Origin of the sequence: Corynebacterium curieae (assembly GCF_027570035.1) — a bacterium.
Lineage (GTDB): Bacteria > Actinomycetota > Actinomycetes > Mycobacteriales > Mycobacteriaceae > Corynebacterium > Corynebacterium curieae.
Genome location: NZ_JAKMUU010000001.1, coordinates 592,514 through 613,973 on the forward strand (window position 1 = coordinate 592,514; position 21,460 = coordinate 613,973).

General features: G+C 49.8%; 15 protein-coding genes and 1 pseudogene. 5 read left to right on the forward strand and 11 right to left on the reverse strand.

Translation table 11 applies throughout. From position 1 onward, the window contains the following. Positions 1–138 precede the first annotated feature (138 nt). The 3 genes from L8V01_RS02795 to L8V01_RS02805 form a co-directional block, all read right to left on the reverse strand. Positions 139–987, reverse strand: coding sequence for a hypothetical protein (locus L8V01_RS02795; protein WP_269945623.1), 849 nt, complete (start codon positions 985–987; stop codon positions 139–141). Positions 988–1,223: 236 nt separating this feature from the next. Beyond that, positions 1,224–1,832: a sugar phosphate nucleotidyltransferase gene (locus L8V01_RS02800; protein ID WP_420869454.1), complete on the reverse strand. Its 609-nt coding sequence runs from the start codon at positions 1,830–1,832 to the stop codon at positions 1,224–1,226. Positions 1,833–1,987: 155 nt separating this feature from the next. Next, positions 1,988–3,892: a hypothetical protein gene (locus L8V01_RS02805; protein ID WP_269945624.1), complete on the reverse strand. Its 1,905-nt coding sequence runs from the start codon at positions 3,890–3,892 to the stop codon at positions 1,988–1,990. A 1,010-nt stretch (positions 3,893–4,902) separates the two neighbouring features. Here L8V01_RS02805 and L8V01_RS02810 point away from each other — a divergent pair. The 3 genes and pseudogenes from L8V01_RS02810 (at position 4,903) to L8V01_RS02820 (ending at position 8,896) form a co-directional block, all read left to right on the forward strand. Continuing rightward, entirely contained in the window at positions 4,903–5,712 is an 810-nt protein-coding gene (locus L8V01_RS02810) for an ATP-grasp fold amidoligase family protein (RefSeq protein WP_269945625.1), read from the forward strand. A 163-nt stretch (positions 5,713–5,875) separates the two neighbouring features. Further along, a complete protein-coding gene (locus tag L8V01_RS02815) occupies positions 5,876–7,108 on the forward strand; it encodes a hypothetical protein (protein ID WP_269945626.1) in 1,233 nt (410 codons plus the stop codon). Positions 7,109–7,643: 535 nt separating this feature from the next. Then, positions 7,644–8,896 (forward strand): annotated as a pseudogene (locus tag L8V01_RS02820) (transposase). A 131-nt stretch (positions 8,897–9,027) separates the two neighbouring features. On the opposite strand, the gene L8V01_RS02825 reads toward L8V01_RS02820, so the two are convergent. From L8V01_RS02825 to L8V01_RS02860, 8 genes are all read right to left on the reverse strand, one after another. Then, positions 9,028–10,302, reverse strand: a complete 1,275-nt coding sequence (locus L8V01_RS02825; RefSeq protein ID WP_269945627.1) for a hypothetical protein — start codon at positions 10,300–10,302, stop codon at positions 9,028–9,030. 107 nt (positions 10,303–10,409) lie between these two features. Further along, positions 10,410–11,318 (reverse strand): UTP--glucose-1-phosphate uridylyltransferase, encoded by a 909-nt coding sequence (locus tag L8V01_RS02830; protein WP_269945628.1) that lies wholly within the window; start codon positions 11,316–11,318, stop codon positions 10,410–10,412. A 247-nt stretch (positions 11,319–11,565) separates the two neighbouring features. Then, a complete protein-coding gene (locus tag L8V01_RS02835) occupies positions 11,566–12,651 on the reverse strand; it encodes a glycosyltransferase (protein ID WP_269945629.1) in 1,086 nt (361 codons plus the stop codon). Continuing rightward, entirely contained in the window at positions 12,638–13,315 is a 678-nt protein-coding gene (locus tag L8V01_RS02840; RefSeq protein ID WP_269945630.1) for a hypothetical protein, read from the reverse strand. Before L8V01_RS02840 ends, L8V01_RS02835 begins: the two co-directional genes overlap by 14 nt. 2 nt (positions 13,316–13,317) lie before the next feature. After that, complete coding sequence (locus L8V01_RS02845; RefSeq protein WP_269945631.1) at positions 13,318–15,501, reverse strand: glycosyltransferase family 2 protein; 2,184 nt, start codon at positions 15,499–15,501, stop codon at positions 13,318–13,320. Continuing rightward, a complete protein-coding gene (locus L8V01_RS02850) occupies positions 15,501–15,893 on the reverse strand; it encodes a hypothetical protein (RefSeq protein WP_269945632.1) in 393 nt (130 codons plus the stop codon). Before L8V01_RS02850 ends, L8V01_RS02845 begins: the two co-directional genes overlap by 1 nt. An 83-nt stretch (positions 15,894–15,976) precedes the next feature. Further along, a complete protein-coding gene (locus L8V01_RS02855; protein ID WP_269945633.1) occupies positions 15,977–16,918 on the reverse strand; it encodes an NAD-dependent epimerase/dehydratase family protein in 942 nt (313 codons plus the stop codon). 196 nt (positions 16,919–17,114) lie between these two features. Beyond that, complete coding sequence (locus L8V01_RS02860; protein ID WP_269945634.1) at positions 17,115–18,302, reverse strand: glycosyltransferase; 1,188 nt, start codon at positions 18,300–18,302, stop codon at positions 17,115–17,117. A gap of 197 nt (positions 18,303–18,499) precedes the next feature. On the opposite strand from L8V01_RS02860, the gene L8V01_RS02865 reads away from it, so the two are divergent. Then, positions 18,500–18,775, forward strand: coding sequence for a hypothetical protein (locus tag L8V01_RS02865; RefSeq protein ID WP_269945635.1), 276 nt, complete (start codon positions 18,500–18,502; stop codon positions 18,773–18,775). Further along, on the forward strand, positions 18,768–21,419 hold the full coding sequence (locus L8V01_RS02870) for a glycosyltransferase family 2 protein (protein ID WP_269945636.1): 2,652 nt from the start codon (positions 18,768–18,770) through the stop codon (positions 21,417–21,419). The genes L8V01_RS02865 and L8V01_RS02870 overlap by 8 nt, the downstream gene beginning before the upstream one ends. Positions 21,420–21,460: the final 41 nt, after the last annotated feature.

Consider the following 21,460-nt stretch of genomic DNA (forward strand, 5'->3'; position numbering starts at 1 on the left):
TTATGAGAAACCAGTATCCGAGACACGGAACGAGCCAATCGACCTCTCTCACGGCAGCAAATGCCCAGGATGCTCCCACCACATAGAAACACTTTGAGGGGTTCGGTTTCACACTCCATTCGTCAAACTCTTCCCTCTCTACTCATCGATAACTTCCCCATCAATGACGGATGGCTCGGCAGGGTCGTCTTCAAGCTTGTCAGCAAACTCCGGTGACAGTTCATCAATATCATCAAACTCACCGTTCAATTGGCGTTCGAAAACGTTGATAAGCCGCGTTCCCATCGGCCTGAATGAGGCCCACGCAATTCCACCGGAAACAGCTCCGCCTAGTACTGGAACGGCCTTGGTGATGGTCTTCTCTACGGTTTTCTTAGTCACCTCGGCGCCGAGCATCGTGCCGGTTTTCTTGAGAACCGGATACCAAAAAGTTTTGGTCAAAGCCTTTGCAGCAACCTTCTTTCCTATTTTGGCCCCAACCTTTTGTGAGGTGTTAGCTATAAGCGCAGCAGCGCCGGCCGCACCGAACATTCCTCCCAGATAAGCCATAACTCGGATCTTTGCTTCATCAGAAAGGCCAGATGCTCCATTTGGCTCGAAAAGCTCATCTTCCCCGTACAGATACGAAATCTGTTGTGCCATGCGCATTGCAAAACCGAAATACTGCACAACATCTGCAGCGCCAGCCGGAATCATCATGAGGATGTTAGATGGAATACCGGACGCAAATGATACTGCCGCCGTCTTGGTTGTATTGGACGCTACGATCTTTTTGGCATGCTTGCGCAGTGTAGCCTGAGAAAATACCGCCTGCGGACCAAGCTTGAGAATCTCTTCCAGATAAGGAGACTCTTGGAATTGTTCCTTTAAAAATTCGTTGCGATCCACTCTGACAAATGGAATTTTCGATGCCAAGTTGATCGTATTTAGGGCCGTCGCATACAAATCTTGCTCATCAGGAGCGGAAATTTGCAGCTTCTTTGACATGTTTGGTACTCCACCAATAGAGGAAACTAACTGCAAATAATACTAATTCACGGATTGCGGAACTTTATCTCAGAAACTTGAGTTATTTGAGTTATCGGCTCTAGGAAGACCTATGACTCTCACCCACCTCACCCCGATACTTCTCCAGCAGGGTCTCCAAGTCAGCGAACAGAGCCGGACCGTACTTCGGGTGGCGGAGGCCGAACTCGACACTGGCGGGAATGAAGCCGGCGGGATTACCGAGGGCATGGCGGATACCAACATGGACCACGACGTAGACGGGGGGTCTCGGAAATGAGGAGAGCGATGGCATCGGAAAGCTGCAGCTCCCCACCCTTGCCAGCAGTAATACGGCGCGGGGCACCAAAAGTCGCGCGGTCTAAAAGGCAGCGTCCCGTGTCCACCAAATTCGACTGCGCATCCTCAACCGCAGTCTTTTCCACCATGCCCACAACCTTCTTCACCCGATCAGCCTCGGTAGCCTCAACATCAAAGACGCCATAATTCGACACCTGCGACGGCTCCATCTCCACCGCCAACAACACCGAACCGCCATGCTCCTGGCGCACCCGAATCATCTCACTCATGGCGACGGTCGGCTCGATAACGTCATCAGGAAGTATGACGGCAAAATAGTCCTCATCAGCATCCAACGCGGCCTCAGCCAGCCCCACAGCATGCTCCAACCCCAAAGGCTCATCCTGAATCACCGCAACCGGATGAATAATCTCCGCAGCACGCTGCACCTTCGCCGCCTGCTCATCCTTCCCCCGAGCACGCAACAGCTCCGCCAAAGAATACTCATCGAAGTGCCGCAGCACTACTTGCTTGCTTGGCGACGTCACAATCGCCAGCCTTCACGCCTACACAGCCGCAGCTTTTCCCATTGGTCACTGACCACAAGGGAATAGATCCAGACCGCAACTAGTACGAAACCAGAACATTCCACCGCAGAGTTCGCACTCGCTTGTCCCCTGCCCACATCGCTAGTGGTCTGTTATTACACAGGAAGATCATGGCGCAAGGTTCGCTCACCATTCAATTTTTGTTTGAAGAACTTCACCGCAGATACCCCCATTCGCGTAGCTCGCGACCATGATTCCGATCCAGGCAAATTCTTTTGGAAGGTCTCCTCAAGATACACGGTGTCACCTGGACGTAGGTTGTCGATGGAGATGTTGATTGGTCCGCCGTATTCCGCGCCGTCTATCGCGAACATCGGTTTCCCGTTAACTACGACTGCTAGCTGCATGTAGTTCTTCGCGGCTGGGTTTGTGTACGGCTGATGGACTCGGAAACAAAGGGTTCCGCCCAGCTTCACGGCGTGCAAAAAGACGCGCATCCGGTTTCCTGCTTGCAATGTGTTCGGCGGCATTCTGAAAGACTTCTTGATTTCGACGTCGCAAAGATGATCGCCTTGAGGACTTACAACCTCGGCGGACAAAGCCGCACGACCGGAGCCGTTGTTGAGTTGTTCCCTCTTTAAGTCGCGCCACTCAGAGTAAAGGGTTTCCTGGGAATTAACAGGATAGCGGTTGAGCTCTGGGGCGTTCCTTTCAATTAAGTCGCGGACGACAAGACTGTTACGGACTTCCTGCTCGTCAAATGCCGCCATCAGGTCTCTTACTCGGCGGATACCCGCCGGGACCCACGTATCAAACGCTGCATCAAGTTCATTATGAATCTCTCCGAGCCATTTACCGTGCCTGAATTCCCAATAGGTAAGCGCGCCACGTCCATACCCGTAAAGATTCGAGTCATAGCCCAATGCCTTCAGGCGTGAAGTAACATCCGCCGGAAAATCGCCCTGGCACTTCTCTACTAAAGCGCCAAAGGACAAGTTAGAATTGCCCGTTCGTGAAAGCTCGATGGCATTTCCGCGAATGTTGAGCCACGGCCCTTCGAAAACCTTTCGATACGAAGCCACTAGGCGGTTTCCATGGAAACCCATCGTATTGCTCTGGAGGAGCTCCTCTAATTGGTCATCCACATTTTCGAGTGCCTCCATGTCAAAATAAACATGATCCTTCAATTCGCACGAAGAGATCATCTGGCGCACAATCGACTCGTCATTTTCCATCGTGCGGCCAAAGAAAGACCCTCGCTGTGCTAGGCCTTCCTCTCGTTTTGCGAGGCCATATGTGTAGCCCACGATACGGTCCCAGTACGGCTTAGCCATTGCAAGCACAACCCTGCTATCGACTCCACCGCTGATGGAAAATGCAATACGCGAATAGCGGTCAAAGTACTGTGCTTGTGCTGCGCGCCAAACTCGCTCAATCTCTGCATACTTGGATTCCGAATCCCACTCATAGAAGGGATTAACTTCTCGCGGATAAAAGCGAACTGTTTCTTTCTCGCCCCAGTTCAGTTTGTGATTCGGGAGTAAATGCCGCACTGCCTTGTAGGGCGTCAGATCTGCTGCCCACTGATACTCGGCAACACGGGCATCCTCGAGCGAATTGTCAATCAACTCGTGCGGTAAAACTCTATTCAACAGTTGCAAGTGCGAAGCCGCAATCGGTTGGTCGGCTGAGTAGTACACCGTCCTGTTTCCGATTGCGTCATTGTAAATCCAGGTATTCCCATGGAGGTGTAAAACGATGAGATAACGGCCGCACATATAGTCGAGCTCGTCTTCGAATAAGTCGATCGACTCTTGTGCCAGTTGCAAGAAACGACGCGCCGAGGGGTCATCTTTTCCGTTCTCCGAGCCCGAAGCCCAGTGCCCTCTAATGACCAAAAAATCTCCGCTTTCAGCAGAGGCTTGATCTTCATCCACAAAGCTATCGCTCCACCACCAAAGGCCATTTGGCAATGCTCGCTTTTCAAAATGCGCAATAGAACCAAAGTCCTTGCTGGACAATACGAAACCACTGGCAAACGGAACGTTTTTCTGAGTCATGCACGTAAGCTTAGCTTGAAGGTCATTTCGGTTGCTGCATGTCCCATAAGCCATATACACGACTGAGCGAAGAGAACTGGAACCTTAGAATCGCCGAGGGCTATTACGATCCTGCGGCAGCATCCCTGAATATTCGTCAGAGATCCCCCAAACAATCTATTTTTTGAGATCAGGAAGCCAACAAATATCCCGGCAAAGTCGTCTTCATCATTTTCCAACAGTGATTCGGTCGAAGCCAACGCTACAATTTTGGGAACCTAAACACGCCCTTTGCCCAAAACCCTATTGCACTCTAATTGTATTTAACTAGTTGTAGAGCCGGATCATAAATTTGCAATTATGTTCGACGCATCATATACAATATTCGCTCTTTGCATGAGTGGAATATCACAATTGAAATTCTCACAACACCCCAGTAGCAGGCAATTCTGTTTCGAGTTTTGCCCATTACCACTGCCAAAAGGAATCTACCCCTTTAGGTTGGATAGTTTTCGAGAACTAATGCCTGTGGCTTCAAATGGGAAACTCGGTACTTTTTGCGACACCAATCGACCCCTGCAGAGAATGGAACCTGTCGGCCTATCTTCCTCGTGACAGAGATCTTCATCCGCCACGAAGCGGACGTCGCCCCAAGGGAATGAGAGGCCGATCGCTTCGTGAAACTACCGCTTCCGACCCGTTCCTAATGTAATGAGCGGATCGGCTCAAAACTTGCAAGGGCCCGCAAGGTGGGAGCCAAAGTACTATCAGACTTTAGATTCCATACTTCACATCCTATTAATCTCCACAGTTAAACGAACTCTTGCCAAGGCCAATAGCTGAAAATCGAATAAATGCGAAGATACGAGAGTCCCACAAAGCAATAGTTAAATTGACTTCAATGAATTTGAATCTATCGTGTTACTCAGGTCACCTACGACGACAAGCTAAGCTTTCGCCCATTCAAACAAAAATACAAGTCATCAACATTTTGAGACGGTAGTATAAATTTAAACGGAAGGAGAAAATACATGACTAGATGGACCGACTTTATTAAGGCTCGAAATAGCGGAGAGGAGCCCGGTGCACCTTGGTGGGTAAACGATAAAGTTAAATTACACAAGTGGGCCAAGTCCAATGAGTTCCCTATGCCGAAAATCCTCCGCTCATGGGCTACCCCAGAAGAATTGGAGCTCACCGATTTACCTAAACGTTTCGTACTAAAACCTTCCGTTATGTTCTCAACTTGGGGAGTGATGCTTCTTGAGCAGTTGCCAGATGGAAATTATTGGGAGTCTCTACGGGAACGCCGATTGACAACCGAGCAGATCCTATCCGAGCAACAGCGTGCTTACGAACGCTGTAAATACAAAGGTGCGTACAGGCTAATAGTTGAAGAACGAGTAGATTCTCCAGACAAAGAGCAAGCAATCCCACTCGATTACAAGGTCTATTCCTTCTACGGCCAAACTTATCTCGTGCACCAGATCAACCGCAACCATTCTCCAATCAGGATGAATTTTTTTGATGGGAAGTTTAATCCACTTGACCTCGAAAATAGCATTATAAGCGATTGGAACACCCGCGACTTGGACGCACTAGTTCGTCCCAGCGATTGGCAGCAGCTACTTCAAATCGCAAGAAATGTAACGCTAAAATTAGAAACTCCATTTATGAGTGTCGACATGTTTGTCTCCTCGGACGGCCCCGTTATAGGTGAACTTACTCCGTCACCAGGTGACGCCTTCTATGGAAACAACTTTCGACTCAGTGAACAATTCGACCTCTTTTTAGGTGAACAATGGACGGCCGCAACCGAGCGTATTGCAAACGCCAATTAAACCAGCTCATGAACTGGAGATTTACGCAATCCTCAGTTGAGGTTCGCGGTCCCACTTCTCTACAAAAGAGGTAGAGTTCTGAATACCAGAATGCGGACCAGTTAAATCGTTCCGAGTCACTGTAGTTATATACCACGGCATTCTTTATTTCTTTGAAGGATTTATGCTTTATACTCCAAGGGGCGTCACGCTTGCGGAAAGTGCACACATAAAACGCTACCCCCCTCGCGCTCCCCAAGACCGTCAGCCAGACTATTTAGAGAAGTTTGACTTTCATACTGTTTTCTCGGACGTTTTCGTACGAAACGGACGCTTATGGATGATAGGCCCTCATTTCGAAAATCTCGAGGCAGAGTTAAAAGATTCGACTTTCAGATGGAACTGGGACGACATTTCACAGAGCGTTGTTTTCGAGAACTTCAACCGAATGTCTAGGGCTTCTGCGAACGTGCCGAATTCCCCGGGAGTACTTCAAATCGAAGGCCCCTTAGGAGAGTGGACACTGAGTGTCGGGCTCGTTCAGAATGAACTATTCTCCGAGGCAAATCTGTTAGTGACCCAACAACAAGACAATCGATTAGAATGGATCGCTTATTGGGCTTTCTATAATGCACGCGTTCATCACATCGATTCTGTAGTGATCTACGACAACAATAGCTCTTTATATTCCCCAGAGAGAATCGATCAAATCCTTTCAATGATTCCTGGAATAAAGAATCACGTCGTGGTACGTTGGGATACTCCATTTGGCCCATTGGGCGGTCCAAGCAATTGTTGGGATTCGGACTACGGACAACACGTTGCTTGGGAACACTCACGACGACTTTTTGGCGAAAAGGCCGACACCGCCCTGATGATAGACGTGGACGAACTTCCAATTCACGGAGATGGATTAGCTTTAACTCAAGTACTCGTTGATTCGGAACAAGCATCTCTCCACTTTGGCAGAATTCCTATTTTGCAGTACCCAAATAGAGCTGAAGCCCAGAAGAGTAATACACGCGTCCATTCTAATTACTCACTAGGGGAAGCCAAAGGGGCTTGGCTTTCCACCAAGTATATTTATGCCCCACATCGGATAAAGGATTCAGACCAATTAACGCCACACTTGTTACTCGGCCAGAATACCGCCCCTACTGACGAATCCAAACTATTCGCCGGTCACTTCGACGCGATTAGGATTCCATGGCGGACAGGGAGCAAAGCACCAACCCCTGAGATCCCAAATCGTTCCGCGATTAGGCGAGCCTACAAGGAGATACAAACCTTCAACACCATTTTTGATTGGCTCGAACCAGAGTGGAATGAGTTACTTCAGCGCATTCAACCGATAGTAAACACCCAAATGTCCCCCTGTGAGTCTGATTTTCTAATTCGACCTCAGACCAAAATCTGATACTTTGCCTATCTAGCATCAGCCGGTCTTCGTCACTAACCCCGTGAAATTGTTTACCGTATTGATACGGTATTTTGTCTTACTTGCCGCAAAACCATTCATACCTAGTGCTACTCATTGTGAAATGAAGGTTCCCATCTCGTTGTCCCGAGAGACAAGTAGAATTCTCGATGTTGCGAATGCAGCCTTCTTCGCCCGCTCTGCACAACCACCCTTTTCGGTAATTCCTAGCTGCTGGTTCCCAAAAGCTCACTGAAGATTGTTTCCGTTTTCCAAATCATCGATAGCTAGACCGTTAAAGCCTCGTACCAAGTCCTAAAGGATTTGTGCACCACAGCACCCTATTCAACGCCCTCCTTACCCACGTGGAGGCTTGACCGACTAAACAAACTTTGCTGGCTCTTCCGGTTTCGGGGTGCGTAGCGGGGTGAAGTAGAACACGACGGGTTCAGCGGGTCACCACAACATGTAGGGGTCCCTGATGTGAAGATGAAAGTTCCTACACAACCATCTAAACCCACCAGGGACCCGTACTGTGAAGCCTACTGGAAACCTCGTCGCCGACACTATCTGCCGTACCGCGGAAATCGGGCTTGCCATCACCGGTGCCGCTGATGCCGGACCGCTGACCATCATTGAGGCCACGCCAGTAGCCGTTATCGGCGTGTGCCCGGACTGCGGACAGCCAGGAAAGCTGCGCGACCACACCACCCGTCGACTCGTTGATCTTCCTGTCGTCGGATTCCCCACTAGGCTGCACGTAAAAGTCCCTAGATTCCGGTGCACAGCCACCTCATGTAAGAGAAAGATCTTCCAAGAATCTTTAACCTGCGCGGATGACGGCGCCAAGCTCACTGACCGGGTCACCCGTTGGATCTTGCAACGCCTTGCTATTGACCGGTTGAGTGTGTCAGCTACCGCCAAAGCACTCGGTGTGGGCTGGGACCTGGTCAATAAAGTCGCACTGGATGCCTGCCGCCAGCTTGTCTACGGCGACCCCTGCCACCTAGACGGGGTTCGCGTCCTCGGAGTCGATGAACATGTATGGAAACACACCAGAAAACCAGGCCAGGCATCAAACCTGGTGACCATACTCGTTGACCTCACCCCGCTGGTGGACGGGCGTGGGCCTGCACGTTTGTTAGACATGCGACCGGGCAGGTCCGCAGACGTGCTCAGCGGGTGGCTTAAGGAACGCGACCCCAGCTTCCTGGAGCAGATACAGGTGGTGATAATGGATGGGTTCACCGGATATGCCACCGCAGTCGAGGAGCAACTACCACAGGCGGACAAAGACTCCAACGCGAGACCACTGGGCGCCGCGGACGCAAAGATAACCCGCTGTACAAGCACCGGTGCACCCTGTTGACCAGGACGAACTATCTCACCGAGCGGCAAAAGCAACGCTTAGAAATGTTGTGGGCCACCGATAACGACTACGTGGCCCTAGAAGTAACGTGGTTGCTCTACCAAGACATGATCGCAGCGTACGCGCATCCGAAGAAATCGGAAGGCAAAAAGCTCATGGAACGCATCATCCACACCCTGCGTAAAGGATTACCAAAAGGCTTAGAAGAGCTCGCTCAACTGGGACGCACCCTGTGGCGTCGACGCAAAGATGTGCTCGCCTACTTTGATATCGGTGCCTCAAACGGCCCCGTCGAGGCAATCAACGGCAGACTCGAACACCTACGTGGCATCGCCCTAGGATTCAAAAACCTCAACCACTACATCTTGCGGTGCCTGATCCACTCCGGACAACTACAGGACAAAATCAACGCACTCTAAAACCGGAAGGGCCACTTTGCTTCACATCACCCGACAATGCCTCTGCACAGGACAAAAGCTATTCATGGAGTAGTTATTTCCCTAGTCTGTACCAACGTCGTAGATGGGTAAGGCTTATTTTCCTAGCGTATTTAGGCCTCGATCTGAAAAGAGTCAAACTTGCAGTATAAATGCACAGAGTCTTTACGGTTCTCGCCAAGCCCCTCCTGTCTCCACTGCCGGACGACTATATGGACTCCTGTTGCCGCCTCTGGTATTCGAAAAGAGTCATAAGTTGTCCATGCACGCCCCGGTGCCTCTTGTGAATAGAAGAATGCACAATGCAGCCCCGCAGACCAACTCAGTCCTAGCTTTCTCGCAATCGCTTTCTCTATTTCAACCCCATCAAAGTGAACTTCAATTGCATAGGCTTTAGCTAGTAAGTGTACGGGCGACTTTATCCCCACGGTACACACACGAATGGACGGAGAAAGGTTATATTTCTTCTCCAAAAGAACTGGATATCGCCTGTTCAGGGCTTCCGAGGAGCGAAAAGACGAACCACTGACTTTAACCTCGTTATTCACGCCGCTCGATTTGATTTCTATACAGGACAGATTGGTCCGCAATTCACTAGCTGATCTCGATGCAATCGTGGTTTCCAGGATCTGTATCAGCGATTCTTTAGTCGGAGCAACGTGCCCTGGCCCCAAGTCCGGCAGCAGTTCAATTAGTTTGTCCGGATTCCCACACGTAGATTTAAAGGTCGTAAAATGCTCGATGAAATGATGAGAATCTCCCTCGTTCTGAACATAGACAACCGACGTATCGTTGCCCTCGGCATAATCGCGCGCCACGTTGCCTTCAAATGGAAGGCATTCGCTTCCATCTTCAGTTTTCCAAGCTTTACGCAGGTAGTAAGGGAAATACTTGTACCGGGCTATATCCACCTGAGGGTTTACCGCCACAGCAACTGCCCCGTCAAGACGTGCAGCGTACTTAAGCGCAGCCCATCCGCCAGCAGAAGCGCCAAAGAATATAGGGCGAGTACCTTGTGATACGACTCGGAAAACTTCCGTTAGTGTCTCAATCAAGTCCGGTTGTTCCAGACTTCCCGCATACCATCCCAGACTAAGCGTTCGGTCAAGAATCATGGAAGGATCCGATACTAGAAGGACGTTTGCGTCGAGGGCCGAGGTCACCCCGCGACCGGTCCAGAATGGAACTTCTCGAACCTTCGAGGACGCAGCGCTAAAACAAATTACTGTGTTTTCAGCCTGTCTGTTGGTCCAGTGAAGGTGAATAGGAAGCTTATCTTCAATCGATATTGCACTGCTGGACTTGGAATCCCAGTGTCGCCGAAACTCTTCTACCGACGAGAACTCTTTAAAGCTCAGGTTTTTGACCGCTCGGCGAGGCATACGCACGTCATTCCTTCTGCGCTGTTCAGCGCTTTTCCACCATTAAATCTCGAGACCAACTTTGCTTTACCCGCGAAATTCTAAACAGAAATCCACCTGGCATCAGCAAAATTTTATCCTAATTCTGGTCGGTATTTTTCCAGCAATGCTTCCAAATCCTCGAACAATGCTGGGCCGTACTTAGGATGGCGAAGGCCAAACTCGACGCTAGCTGGAATGAAGCCAGCGGGATTGCCAAGGTCATGGCGGATGCCATCATGGACGACGACGTGAACGGGATGTCCCTCGGAAATGAGCAGATCGATGGCGTCGGTAAGCTGCAGCTCTCCACCCTTGCCCGGCTTGATCCGGCGCAATGCATCAAAAATGGCACGATCCAAAAGATAGCGTCCTGTAGCGACCAAATTCGACGGCGCATCCTCAGCCGCAGGCTTTTCCACCATACCCACGACTTTCTTAACCCGGTCATCTTCGGTGCGCTCAACATCGAACACGCCATAACTTGATACGTGCGCAGAGTCCACTTCCACTGCCAAGAGAACCGATCCGCCGTGTTCTTGGCGCACCCGAATCATCTCACTCATCGCGGCAGTGGGCTCAATGACATCATCAGGGAGCATGACCGCAAAGCAGTCTTCATCCTCATCCAAAACAGACTCAGCCAAACCTACAGCGTGTCCTAGCCCTAAAGGCTCCTTCTGAGTCACAACAACTGGATGAATAATCTCCGCGGCGCGCTGCACCTTCGCCGCCTGTTCATCCTTGCCCCGATCACGCAAAATCTCAACAAGTTCCGGGAACTCATCAAAGTGACGCATAACCTCGTCTTTGCTCGGCGACGTCACAATCGCCAGCCTCGAGGCACCCGCTGCTGCGGCCTCTTCCGCGATCATTTCTATGCCGGGAGTATCAACTACCGGGAGAAGTTCCTTAGGAACAGTTTTCGTAGCGGGCAAGAACCGCGTTCCCATGCCAGCTGCAGGGACGACAACGGTGAGGCCCAAGTTTGAACAATTCGACATGCAACTAGAGTAGCGTCTTGATGGATAATAAATGATCCAGCCTCAGCAAATTTCTGGATCATTACCGAATACGATGAAAAAGAGGTATTTCCGAATATCCTCGTCGCGGCTAAACAACCGCTGAAAAAGGAACTTTCTGTCTACGGTGAGCAACCTGCCAATACAATCGGATTGCTGAAAGTAATAGCCATCACTTCTACATTTCCGGTAACGATCGGGCTCTCACTTGACTTACTCTCAGTACGCTCTATTCACACTGCAATGCAGATATCATCATTCCATTCACGATCTTCTGACTATTACTGTGTTTGACTACAGTTCGAGCTACAGAAACCGCTTCATCGTAAGCGAAAGAGGAAGATACCTCCTTTAGGTCAGCTGAAACTGAGTTTGGGGTAAACCTAAAGACACCATGATCTCCGAAATTGCTCCAAAGACCGGCCCTGAGGTTCTTCCCCTTTTGAATTCCGACGGTTGCGCGTGCACCAGTACCAAGGCAGAGGGAACCAGAGGCAAGCGCTCGCATGCCGGCCATTCCTGCAGTGACGGTGAGAAATGCTTTATTCATCATCTGCGGGACGTCCTGTGGAAGTACCCAACCGTGCATGACGTGTGAGACATTTTTCAGCTCACGGGAGAGCATCCGATAGCGTCGATCGAAATAGTCCCGAAGAGGGCCATCGCCACAAACATCAATCTGCCATTTAATGTCTGGGTATAGCTCACTTAGAGCACGGACAGCTTCCTCAACCGAATCGATTTGCGGAGTCTTGTCCTTGGAAAGACGAGAAGCAGTCACGATATGCCCTACGCCATCCTTAAGCTTTTCATCGTGACTCAGAAGCGGTAGATCAAATACTTCGTCTGGAGCTGCATTGGGAAGATTTGACACCTTCCACGGTGCCACTCGTCCAAACCTTTGAACAAAATGCACCAAAGAAGGGCTTGCCGCAAGGAAAGCATCTACTTGGTCGGACCACTCGTACATGAAGTCATGGTATGCACCATGAATCATAACAACGTGCTCCTTTTGGGCAATCTCATTGGCGACAAGCCCAAACTGCCGTGCCGCCGGGGCATGGGAGAAAATCAGATCAAAATTCCCTTCCTCCCCTACTTGCTGCGCGACCTTCTTCCAGCCCTTTTTCCAGTTGACAACCTTAAATGATGCACCTGTTGCTTCCGCGCGCTCTTTGAATACAACGCCGCTGCCAACGAAAGTAACCTCATGACCTTGCTTCACCAACGCAGAAGCTGCATCAACGGTCCACTCGTGAACCCCGCCCCACTCGGCGACAGTTCGAACCGGCATCAAAATCTTACGCTTGGACATCGTTTAGCATTCCTTCCAAGATCTCGCTACTTACGACAGTGAGCTGTATTCCGATTGCAGCGCAAAGCTCAGCTAGTTCCTTCTTGCTCTGTTCGTCTTCGCCTTTGCGGTCCTCCACGACGAGAAAAGAAGACCTCCAATCGCCTGCTAGTAACAGTCCAAGCGCAACATTGAACCTCAGTTCGCTACTGTGTCGGCTGTCCGCGAACACCGATTTATTAACTGCAAATTCGACCCGATCTAGGGAAAAGAGCTTTCCAGTCCATTTTGTACTATCTCGAGTTTGAATGAGTACGTTTCGACCCTTGCCTTCTGGTTGAACCGGCGTTGCCTCGCTACGGTAGTCCGCAAGAATTAGCTGTGTATGGCTCTCTGGTTCTGCCTGCTTCAGAGGATTCACGTTGAGGTGCGGGGAATACTCGCCAAAGAGGCGTCGGAAAGTGCGATCAAGCTCAAGAGAAGCCTCGGGCGACGAGATAAATTGCCCGCTGTCAAGCGCTCCGAAAAGGAGGCTCCCGGCCAACAGTGCATTCAACGGCTGGACGCTCAACAAAGTGATATCTGCACGAAGCTCCCGTGGAAAGCTCAAGACATCAGTTGCATCATCAGTCTCTTGACGAAGGCAGAACTTTCCATTGAGTTGATTTTCGTAATCAAATTTCACTGCTACATACCTGCCAATCCGGAATCGTCAATGGAGGCGGCCACTGCTTCCTGCTCCCGTGCTGCTTGGTAAAACGGGAGGAAGTCCTTTGGGTCCTCATTCAACAGAAGCACTTCCGCTTGGGTAAAGCGCTCAGTCAATTCTCCGAGCGCCTGGATAGCTTCACGGGATGTTCCATAACCGGCCAAATACATGGTCGTGCTAAAGCCGAATTCACCCGTGCCGATAACTCGCCGCAGCAGTTTTTGATTTTCGCCTTGCAGCTCGTCCTCAGGAATCCATGCTTCTTCATCGAGATAGACAGCCACAAAATGCAACTTGCTGTCCATCTTCTTGGACTGCTCCGCTAAATGGACAAGGCGCCCCAACACAGCCTTGCGAACCCTAGCCGCTACTTCTCGTTCCATGGTCTCGAAATCTTCTGGGGAAATTAGCCTTTCGGCTTCATCTCCTTCAGACAGGACCATTGAAGGCTTAACAACAAAGTTCTTGATGCCCATTTCCCTCAGTTGAACCAAATCTTTCTGAGAGACATTTTCAAGCCTTGCTTCTTCAAAAAGGGCTTTTCCGGTTTGCAGATCCCGCCCGGTAAGAATGGTGGTGACTCGGTCTGGCATATCAGCAGCACGGGCCTTAGTCACCGTATTGCCGGTAAAAACTAGATCTCGTTTAATGAGGTGATCAGGAAGGTAACCGCCGAAATTGGCATGCAAGTTACCCGTACCCGGGGTTGAGGGGTATCTATTTCCTTTACCCTGAGCCGCCATCTGTTCATATCCATACCGAGAGGTTAGGAACCGGTTTGCCAGCTTTGAAAGGGTGTGACCGGCCTTCTGGTTGTCCGTATCCTGCGCGGTAATCTGCAGATCGTGCACACGCCGCAAATACATAAATTTCTGGACGTGAAGCCAGCGCACGCCGGAGTTCATCAAACGAGAAGCAAGCTCATGGTCTACGGATGAGGTCAGCCGCTCATCATAGCCGAATTGCTTAATCAGCCACGTTGGAACCGTCCACGTGCTGTGGCCTGGGCCGGCACCATTGAAGGCAATCATCTTCTCGTTAAACCCGGTACGGGTAAGAAATCCACGCAATTCACCGGTGGCGTCGTCGAAATTGATCCAACTGCCGTACGTAGCATCTACTGTGTCACTCAACGGAGTGATGCCATCTAACAACCTATCTGGGAGCATTAGATCGTCATCATCATGAACTGCCGTTAACAAGCTGTCTGAGTGTTGTGCTGCTGTATTCCGGGCAGCTGCCACTCCTAAGCTTTCTGTATGAGCGACAAATTTGATTCGAGGATCTCCCAGTTCCTCTACCAAGTTCTTGACTTTGTCCTGATCCTCGGAGCCGTCATCAACAACCACGATCTCGAATTCTTGAAAGCTCTGGTACCGGACCGAGTTGATGCTTTCTACCAACATTTCCTGTCGATCCTTGGTTGCGATCGCCACTGTAATGAGTGGTTCTCTAAGTTCCCTTGGCACTGTCCACTCTTCGAGATTCCGGTAAAGAGTATGGTTGGCCAACGCTATGCTTTTGGCCTGTGTTTCTGCCGCTGAGTCATTGGGAAGCTCATCCTTTACCACAAGCGCTGCAATGTCATTAGCTGGCTTTTCAAAGTCAAAGCCACCGCGCTTTTGGCGAAGAAAGAAATCGAAGCCCAAGGCAGCGCAAAACTGCTCGTGTTCGTCATAGCCACGCATTTCCATAAAATGCTTCTTTTGAATGAGAAACGCCTGGCCTAAGCGCTCGTTAGAAAATGGAAGGGCCGAAGAGGAATCTGGACCAACCAGTTCGGAATTGCAATTCGCCACATAGCGGCTAATAGGTCTGATACCCCGCTGCTCACGAAGCTGATACCAAGCAGCCTCAGAGTCGCTTTGTACCCTCAGCCAAAATGGCTTTTCCAAGAAAAGTAGCGTTTCTTCTGCGGCCTCCGCGGCAATCAAGTTAAGGCGTTGGGCGACGTTGTATTCCTCAACTGGTTGCCAAACCGTGAAAAACTCATCCCGCAGCGCGAATAACTCATCCAGTTCTGCTTCATCATCTATCGAACCGGCTGCAGGTAGAGAAAGCTTACACTCTGTTATCCCTTGTATCCCACGCAGATGCTCAATGAAGGGACGCCACAATTCCCTATCGGAGGGCAGAGAATTTAGTACTACCGATACGCTCATTAGTTCTTAATCCTTCTGGTCCAAGTCAGCCCAAGTTCATCGTCCTTCACGGCTATCAGCAGCGATTCCTGAATGCTCCGGGCCAGGTCCTTATCCTTTTTCCTCCAAGGGGACACCTCTACAAATACCGAACGTGCTGGGGCATTTAACGTGATTGGCTTTATTACTTCTGACTGCGCACCAGTTTCGCCAGCCTTCAAGTAGCGAAAACTGCCCCCTAGCTTTGGAGACCAAGATGCACTGACTTCTTCTGGTTCCAACTGCTTGCCTTCAGAATCGAAGAAAGCAAAAGTAGCAACGAAGTCTCGGTATTGATACTCAAAAGGTGTTGCTAGAGCCAGCGAGAACTCCTTAAACTCGCTGGGGAAAATGACATTTGGCCGATTTTGCATAGGGAAAAGTATATCCTTTTAGAAAGTAAGTCGCTGGCTAAGGAAGCGGAGGGAAAGCTGCTAGGAAAGGCACTAGTGTGGGTCTAGCAACGCCGTGCCCGGAAATACGAAACGGTTTCAGCGAGCCCCTGCTCAAGTTCAAAGTCTGGCTTCCAACCTAGTTCCTCGCCCGCCAGGCTCGAGTCCAATGATGATCTAGGCAAGTCACCAAGGCGAGCCGGAAGCATCGTAGGTTCAACTCCTGCCTCAGCTTCTGCAGCAATGAGTCGATGCAAGGCCAAGTCAGACGTTTCACGCCCCGTACCAATGTTGTACCGCGTTCCGTCAACTCCTTGTTGTGCCGCAAGAATAAAGGCCCGCGCGACGTCCTTTACATAGACGTAATCCCTAGTGTTATCTCCTTTACCAAAAGCGAAGGTTTCTGCACCTTCCAACAGCTTTTGGGAAAAGATAGCTACGACTCCGGCCTCTCCATGTGGATCTTGCCTTGGTCCATACACATTTGCGGGTGCAATGAATGTTGTTTCAAGACCATAGAGATAGCTAAAAGACTTCAGATACAGCTCGCCAGCTACTTTGGAGACCGCATAAGGAAACTTCGGATCTACTGGAGTCTTTTCAGAAACTGGGAACGAATCGGGCTCACCATAGATAGCCCCTCCCGATGAGGTATGCACAATTCGACGCACGCCGCAGCCCTTGGCGGCCGAAGCCATTCTAATTATGGCGGAAATATTAGAATCCGCGTCCGTGAGGGGATCTGCGACCGACTTCCTCACATCAATTTGTGCGGCAAGCGAAAAGACCACTTCAGGCTTGTGGTCTTCGAACAAAGCTGAAAAGTCAACCGTCCGAATATCGTCCTCAACGATTGCTACTTTTCCGGCCGCCTGCGCATCCGCCAAGTTTTCCATACGACCATGAGAAAAGTTGTCAACAACGACGACCTCATGTCCACTTTCCACAAGCAAATCCACGAGATGAGAGCCGATAAAACCCGCGCCCCCGGTCACCAAGGTCTTCATAACCAACTTCCTTTCCTTCACAGGCTACTTTACGGTAAACACTAGGGTTACGATTGCGCGGGGTATCCCCTACAGCATTTTGGCCACATTTTCTTTTTGGAATAAGCCTCTTTGGAATAAGCGTCCGAGTTTGCTAGATGGCTTTGAAGGCTTGTGGGGAGGTAGTTCCTACGGTGGCACTAATCTTGAATACTAATCAACGCGCGTGAATTTTATAATCAAGTTGCTTTCGTTGTTTGCCCTTTTCGGAATCAAATTCCGAAATGATTCGAATATTCCATTCCCCAACGTTGAAGTTTCCAGCTAAAGCAAAATCTCCAGAATCAGCGTCAAGTTTCACGCTAGCCATTTCACGGTAGATTCCGGTCTTTCCGGTCACGTGAAGAGAAACAGTCGCCCCGTTGTTAGTCAGACCAGTAAATTTGATACGCCCCGCCTTCACCTTGGCTTTTTGCATTGGCTGATACACATAAAGAAATGGAACAGTCGGATCAAAAATGGAGGAATTAGTCTTTACAATCTCCCGCTTTAGCTGTTTCATTGAAGCCTTGAGCTGTTCCATCTTCCAAAGCTCGCCTTGGGCTCGGCGCCAAGTCAGGCCGATAGTTGCTGGCATGGAAGCCTGTAAATCCACCCACTCTCGCAGTGCTTCGAGGTCGATACCGAATCGTTCCACATCTGCCGCAGAAATCTTTCTCCACGTATCAATGCCACCCACTCGCTTCTCATAAGAGCCATCGGCCTGCTTATGATAGGTGTACAGAAACTGTGGGCTTCCGACATCCGATGCAACTGCTCTATAGCCAAGGCGCTTCGCAACCGAGAGCCACTTGACATGATTCTGGAACATGACCCTATCAAGTTCAGTCAATCTGCCGTAGAAAACGGTATTACACGGATGAGATGCATAGCTCAGATTGCCCACTTCTTGATCTGGGGCGTTCAGCGCAAATCCCTTGGCCATGGAAACTACGGCAGGCTGGTCAGGTTCCTTTGCAATCTCATCAAAAACATTGTCAAAGAAATCGGCAGCGACAGCATCATCGTCGTCAATTCGAAGTACAGCAACCCGCTTCGACGGCGGTACTACGGCTTTCGCAGCATTCATAATTGCATCTCTGGTTTGAGAATTACTTTCCACGAAGACGAAACGAACAAAGCCCTGAGCCCCAGCGGAAACAATCGAATGCAATTCCTCATAAACTTGCGTAGGGATTGCGCTGTCTAGAACGATGTACCAAGTGAAGTTTTGCCCTTTAAAGCGAGACAGGCTGGGCACCGTGATCGCTTTCAATAACTGCAGACGAGCTGCCCACCATTTCTTATCAAAAACACCGATTCCGCACCGTGTTACAGCAACTATTGGAGTTTCCCGTACAGACAAACTTTCCTCCACAAGGTTACGAGGCCGTGAGCATTTAAGAAGTGGCTGATTAACAGCAAAGCGGGGGCGAAGCTAAAAGAGCCCGACTCCGCAGTAAAGACATAGTTTACTTCAGTCTTCCGTAGCCGTCACTCTGGTATGTTGAATCTGTAACTTTCACCTCGGTCAACCGTTACAACGGCTAAAGGCACCTGTTTATGAACCAAACTCCATTCTCTAACGACGATGTCGCGAAACGAGCTCTCGAAGTCATCAATTCGCTCTCGACTGAGTTGTCAAATACTTACAAAAATTTGGCCACTGAAGCCGACCGCAGCGACAGACTCCTCGACAGTATCGAGAAACAGCAGAAAGAAATCTCTTTCCTCAAACAACGCGTTGAGACACTCGAGAGCACTAAGGCACTAAAGTTGCAACGCCGTTACTGGAAGCTTAGGAAGGGGCTCCCCTTTGGGAAAGGCAAGTATGCGTAAAGAAGAGATACAGTCTGAGCACAAACGCCTACGTAAGGTAAAGAAGAAAGCAAAAGAAGGCCAGGTTCGTGCCGATAGTTTTAGCAAGGCCAGCCAGACCCCAATGTTTCGCAACTACCTGACCGGTACAGGTCCGCTGGTCAAACCAATCGTTAAACGAAAAGACTACCTTCGCGAATTTTCAAAATTCGAAGAAGCTAACGCCTCCGCTATGCAGAAGCTCCTAGCGGAGGCAGAAAGTTTACCTAAAGCTTCCGCGCAAAAGTGGAACACGAAGCGCGAAGCAAAAATCGGAATCATCGCCGATCGCTTTCTTTATGAATCCCTTGAAGTAGCTGCTGATTTCATTCCAATCACGCCCGAGAACTTTCGCGAAGCCATTCCACAGACTGATGTCCTATTAGTCGTATCTGCTTGGCGCGGGCTGAATGAGGAATGGGTAAATCTCCCGCGCAGGACCTCCGGTAAGCGAGAGCTTCTAGAAGAGACAATCATCCCATTTGCGAAGGATCAGGCAATACCTGTGGTCTTCTATTCAAAAGAGGATCCACCAAACTATGAGTCCTTTGTAAGCCTAGCCCGCCTTGCAGATCACGTTTTCACTTCAGCCGAAGAGGTTATTCCCAAATACAGGAAAGATATTCCTGACGGTATTCCTGTTGAACCCTTGCGATTCGGAGTAAATTACAAAATCCACAACCCCCTAGGCTCCATGCGCCATTTGGGACGTGAGATGGTTTTTGCCGGATCATGGATGAGTCACAAGTATCCTTCTCGTGCCGCAAGTACTGAGAAGATGTTTGACGGAGCACTTCGCGCGGGACTGCCTTTGTACGTTGTCGATAGGAACTTGGATCTAGATCCAAAGTCTTTTAAGAATTTGGAAAAATACATGTTCCCCGATCGCTTTGTAGCTAATCTTCACCGCCCGCTTCCCCACGATCAGCTGCTCCGTCTGCAAAAGCTTCTTCCCTTAGCATTCAATCTAAATTCTGTTATGGGAAGCCAGACGATGTTCGCGAACAGAGTTGTTGAACTTCTCGCAATGGGAACGCTGCTGATTTCAAACTACAGTGCGGGCGTTAATACGAGGTATCCCTCAGTGGCAATCATGGATACTGAGCTCGACACGCAACAGTTCCTCGAGACCTTGAGCGATGACTACCTCAGGTACTGCCAGGTCGAGGGAATTCGTGAAGTCTTCCTTCATGACACGGCCTTTGACCGAGTTGACAAAATCTTGAACTCCGTTGGCATTAACACCCCTGAGGACAACCACCGGATTCTCATTGTTGCAAACAGTCAAGCCGAATTTGAGCAATTCCAAAAGTCTCAAGCCTCTGATTTTGATTGCACTTACGTCCCCTCAAGCGAAGTCTCGAATATCAAGGGATCCGAGTATGGCGACCTAGTTATCTTCGCCGATCGCCTCGAGTCTTTCGGTCCTGACATCATTAATGATGCTGTGGCTGCATATCGCTACTCGGCACCGGATGCACTTTACATCACTGCTTTCGATTCAGGAGCTGAAGCTTACGAGCCAAAGGCCCACGGGAGTGGCATCTCAAAACCAGCTACCGCTTACTGGATCAACGCTGGAGAAATAGTGAACGATGCCAATGTAGAAACGTCAATGACAATCAAATCAAGTTTCACCAGCAGCAATGAGACGAAACAGTCCTCTCAGGAGGCTGAGCTTTCGGTAATTGTTCCTGCCTACAATAACGGCAAGCACCTAATCCATAAATGTTGCCAATCCATTTTCCGAAGCAGTATTAACAATCTAGCGAAGGTAATTATTGTCGACGACGGATCGACGGACCCTAAAACACAGGCCACCTTGAACCTTTTAGAAAAGACAAAGCCAAACGTTGAGGTATACAGGTTTCCTCTTGGAGGCTCAGGAAGCGCCTCGCGTCCTCGTAACAAAGGGCTTGAGCTAACTCAAACGCCATACGTGACATATCTCGATCCGGACAACGAACAGGTTAATGACACCTATATTAGGTTGCTGGACCGAGTGAAAGACACCGGTGCCGACTTTGCTATTGGAAACATGGTTCGCTTTAAAGGAAAGCGTAACCGCATCAATAATTCCAAAGAGCTCAAAAAGGCAATGGCAAAGAGTGCTGCGTTAGATGGGCAAAATGCCGATCTCCTTGAGAAGCTCGGCTTTAAACCAATGAGTATCCAGGCCCTTGTAGCTGATACTGCTTGGCTGAAGTCCCTCAACCTTGAGCAGCCAGTAGGCGCCGTTGGGCAAGACTCCTACTTCTTCCAACAAATGCTGTACTACGCAAGAAAAGTTTCAATCACCAGTCGTGCAGCACATATCTACTACGCCGAAATTTCTACATCTACGGTGAACGCAATTTCGCCAAAGTATTACCGGAAATACCTCCCTCTAGAAGAAGATAGAGCAAAGTGGCTAGAGGAGGTTGGTCTGCTTCGTGCGTACCAGGAGGATCGCTTCACCCAATTCCTTGAGCATTGGTACGTAAAGAAGCTGGAGAACGTCGATCCCGATGACCTTGACGAATGTATTGAGCTCATCGAGGAGATCAATGGGATCTACGGGTTATCAGAGGACTCGAACCCTGAAATCCGACGAATCATGGACAAAGCCCGCACTCTGAAACAGTAAGTAGACCGATCTGGCTGCGCCATCCATACCTTGTGTGTGGC

Bases quoted from the DNA above. Each gene is read 5' to 3' on its own strand.
- L8V01_RS02845 (WP_269945631.1), bottom strand. From the start codon at position 15,501: ATGAGCGTATCGGTAGTACTAAATTCTCTGCCCTCCGATAGGGAATTG.
- L8V01_RS02870 (WP_269945636.1), top strand. From the start codon at position 18,768: ATGCGTAAAGAAGAGATACAGTCTGAGCACAAACGCCTACGTAAGGTA.
- L8V01_RS02805 (WP_269945624.1), bottom strand. From the start codon at position 3,892: ATGACTCAGAAAAACGTTCCGTTTGCCAGTGGTTTCGTATTGTCCAGC.
- L8V01_RS02850 (WP_269945632.1), bottom strand. From the start codon at position 15,893: ATGCAAAATCGGCCAAATGTCATTTTCCCCAGCGAGTTTAAGGAGTTC.
- L8V01_RS02810 (WP_269945625.1), top strand. From the start codon at position 4,903: ATGACTAGATGGACCGACTTTATTAAGGCTCGAAATAGCGGAGAGGAG.
- L8V01_RS02835 (WP_269945629.1), bottom strand. From the start codon at position 12,651: ATGTCCAAGCGTAAGATTTTGATGCCGGTTCGAACTGTCGCCGAGTGG.
- L8V01_RS02855 (WP_269945633.1), bottom strand. From the start codon at position 16,918: ATGAAGACCTTGGTGACCGGGGGCGCGGGTTTTATCGGCTCTCATCTC.
- L8V01_RS02815 (WP_269945626.1), top strand. From the start codon at position 5,876: ATGCTTTATACTCCAAGGGGCGTCACGCTTGCGGAAAGTGCACACATA.
- L8V01_RS02830 (WP_269945628.1), bottom strand. From the start codon at position 11,318: ATGTCGAATTGTTCAAACTTGGGCCTCACCGTTGTCGTCCCTGCAGCT.
- L8V01_RS02865 (WP_269945635.1), top strand. From the start codon at position 18,500: ATGAACCAAACTCCATTCTCTAACGACGATGTCGCGAAACGAGCTCTC.
- L8V01_RS02795 (WP_269945623.1), bottom strand. From the start codon at position 987: ATGTCAAAGAAGCTGCAAATTTCCGCTCCTGATGAGCAAGATTTGTAT.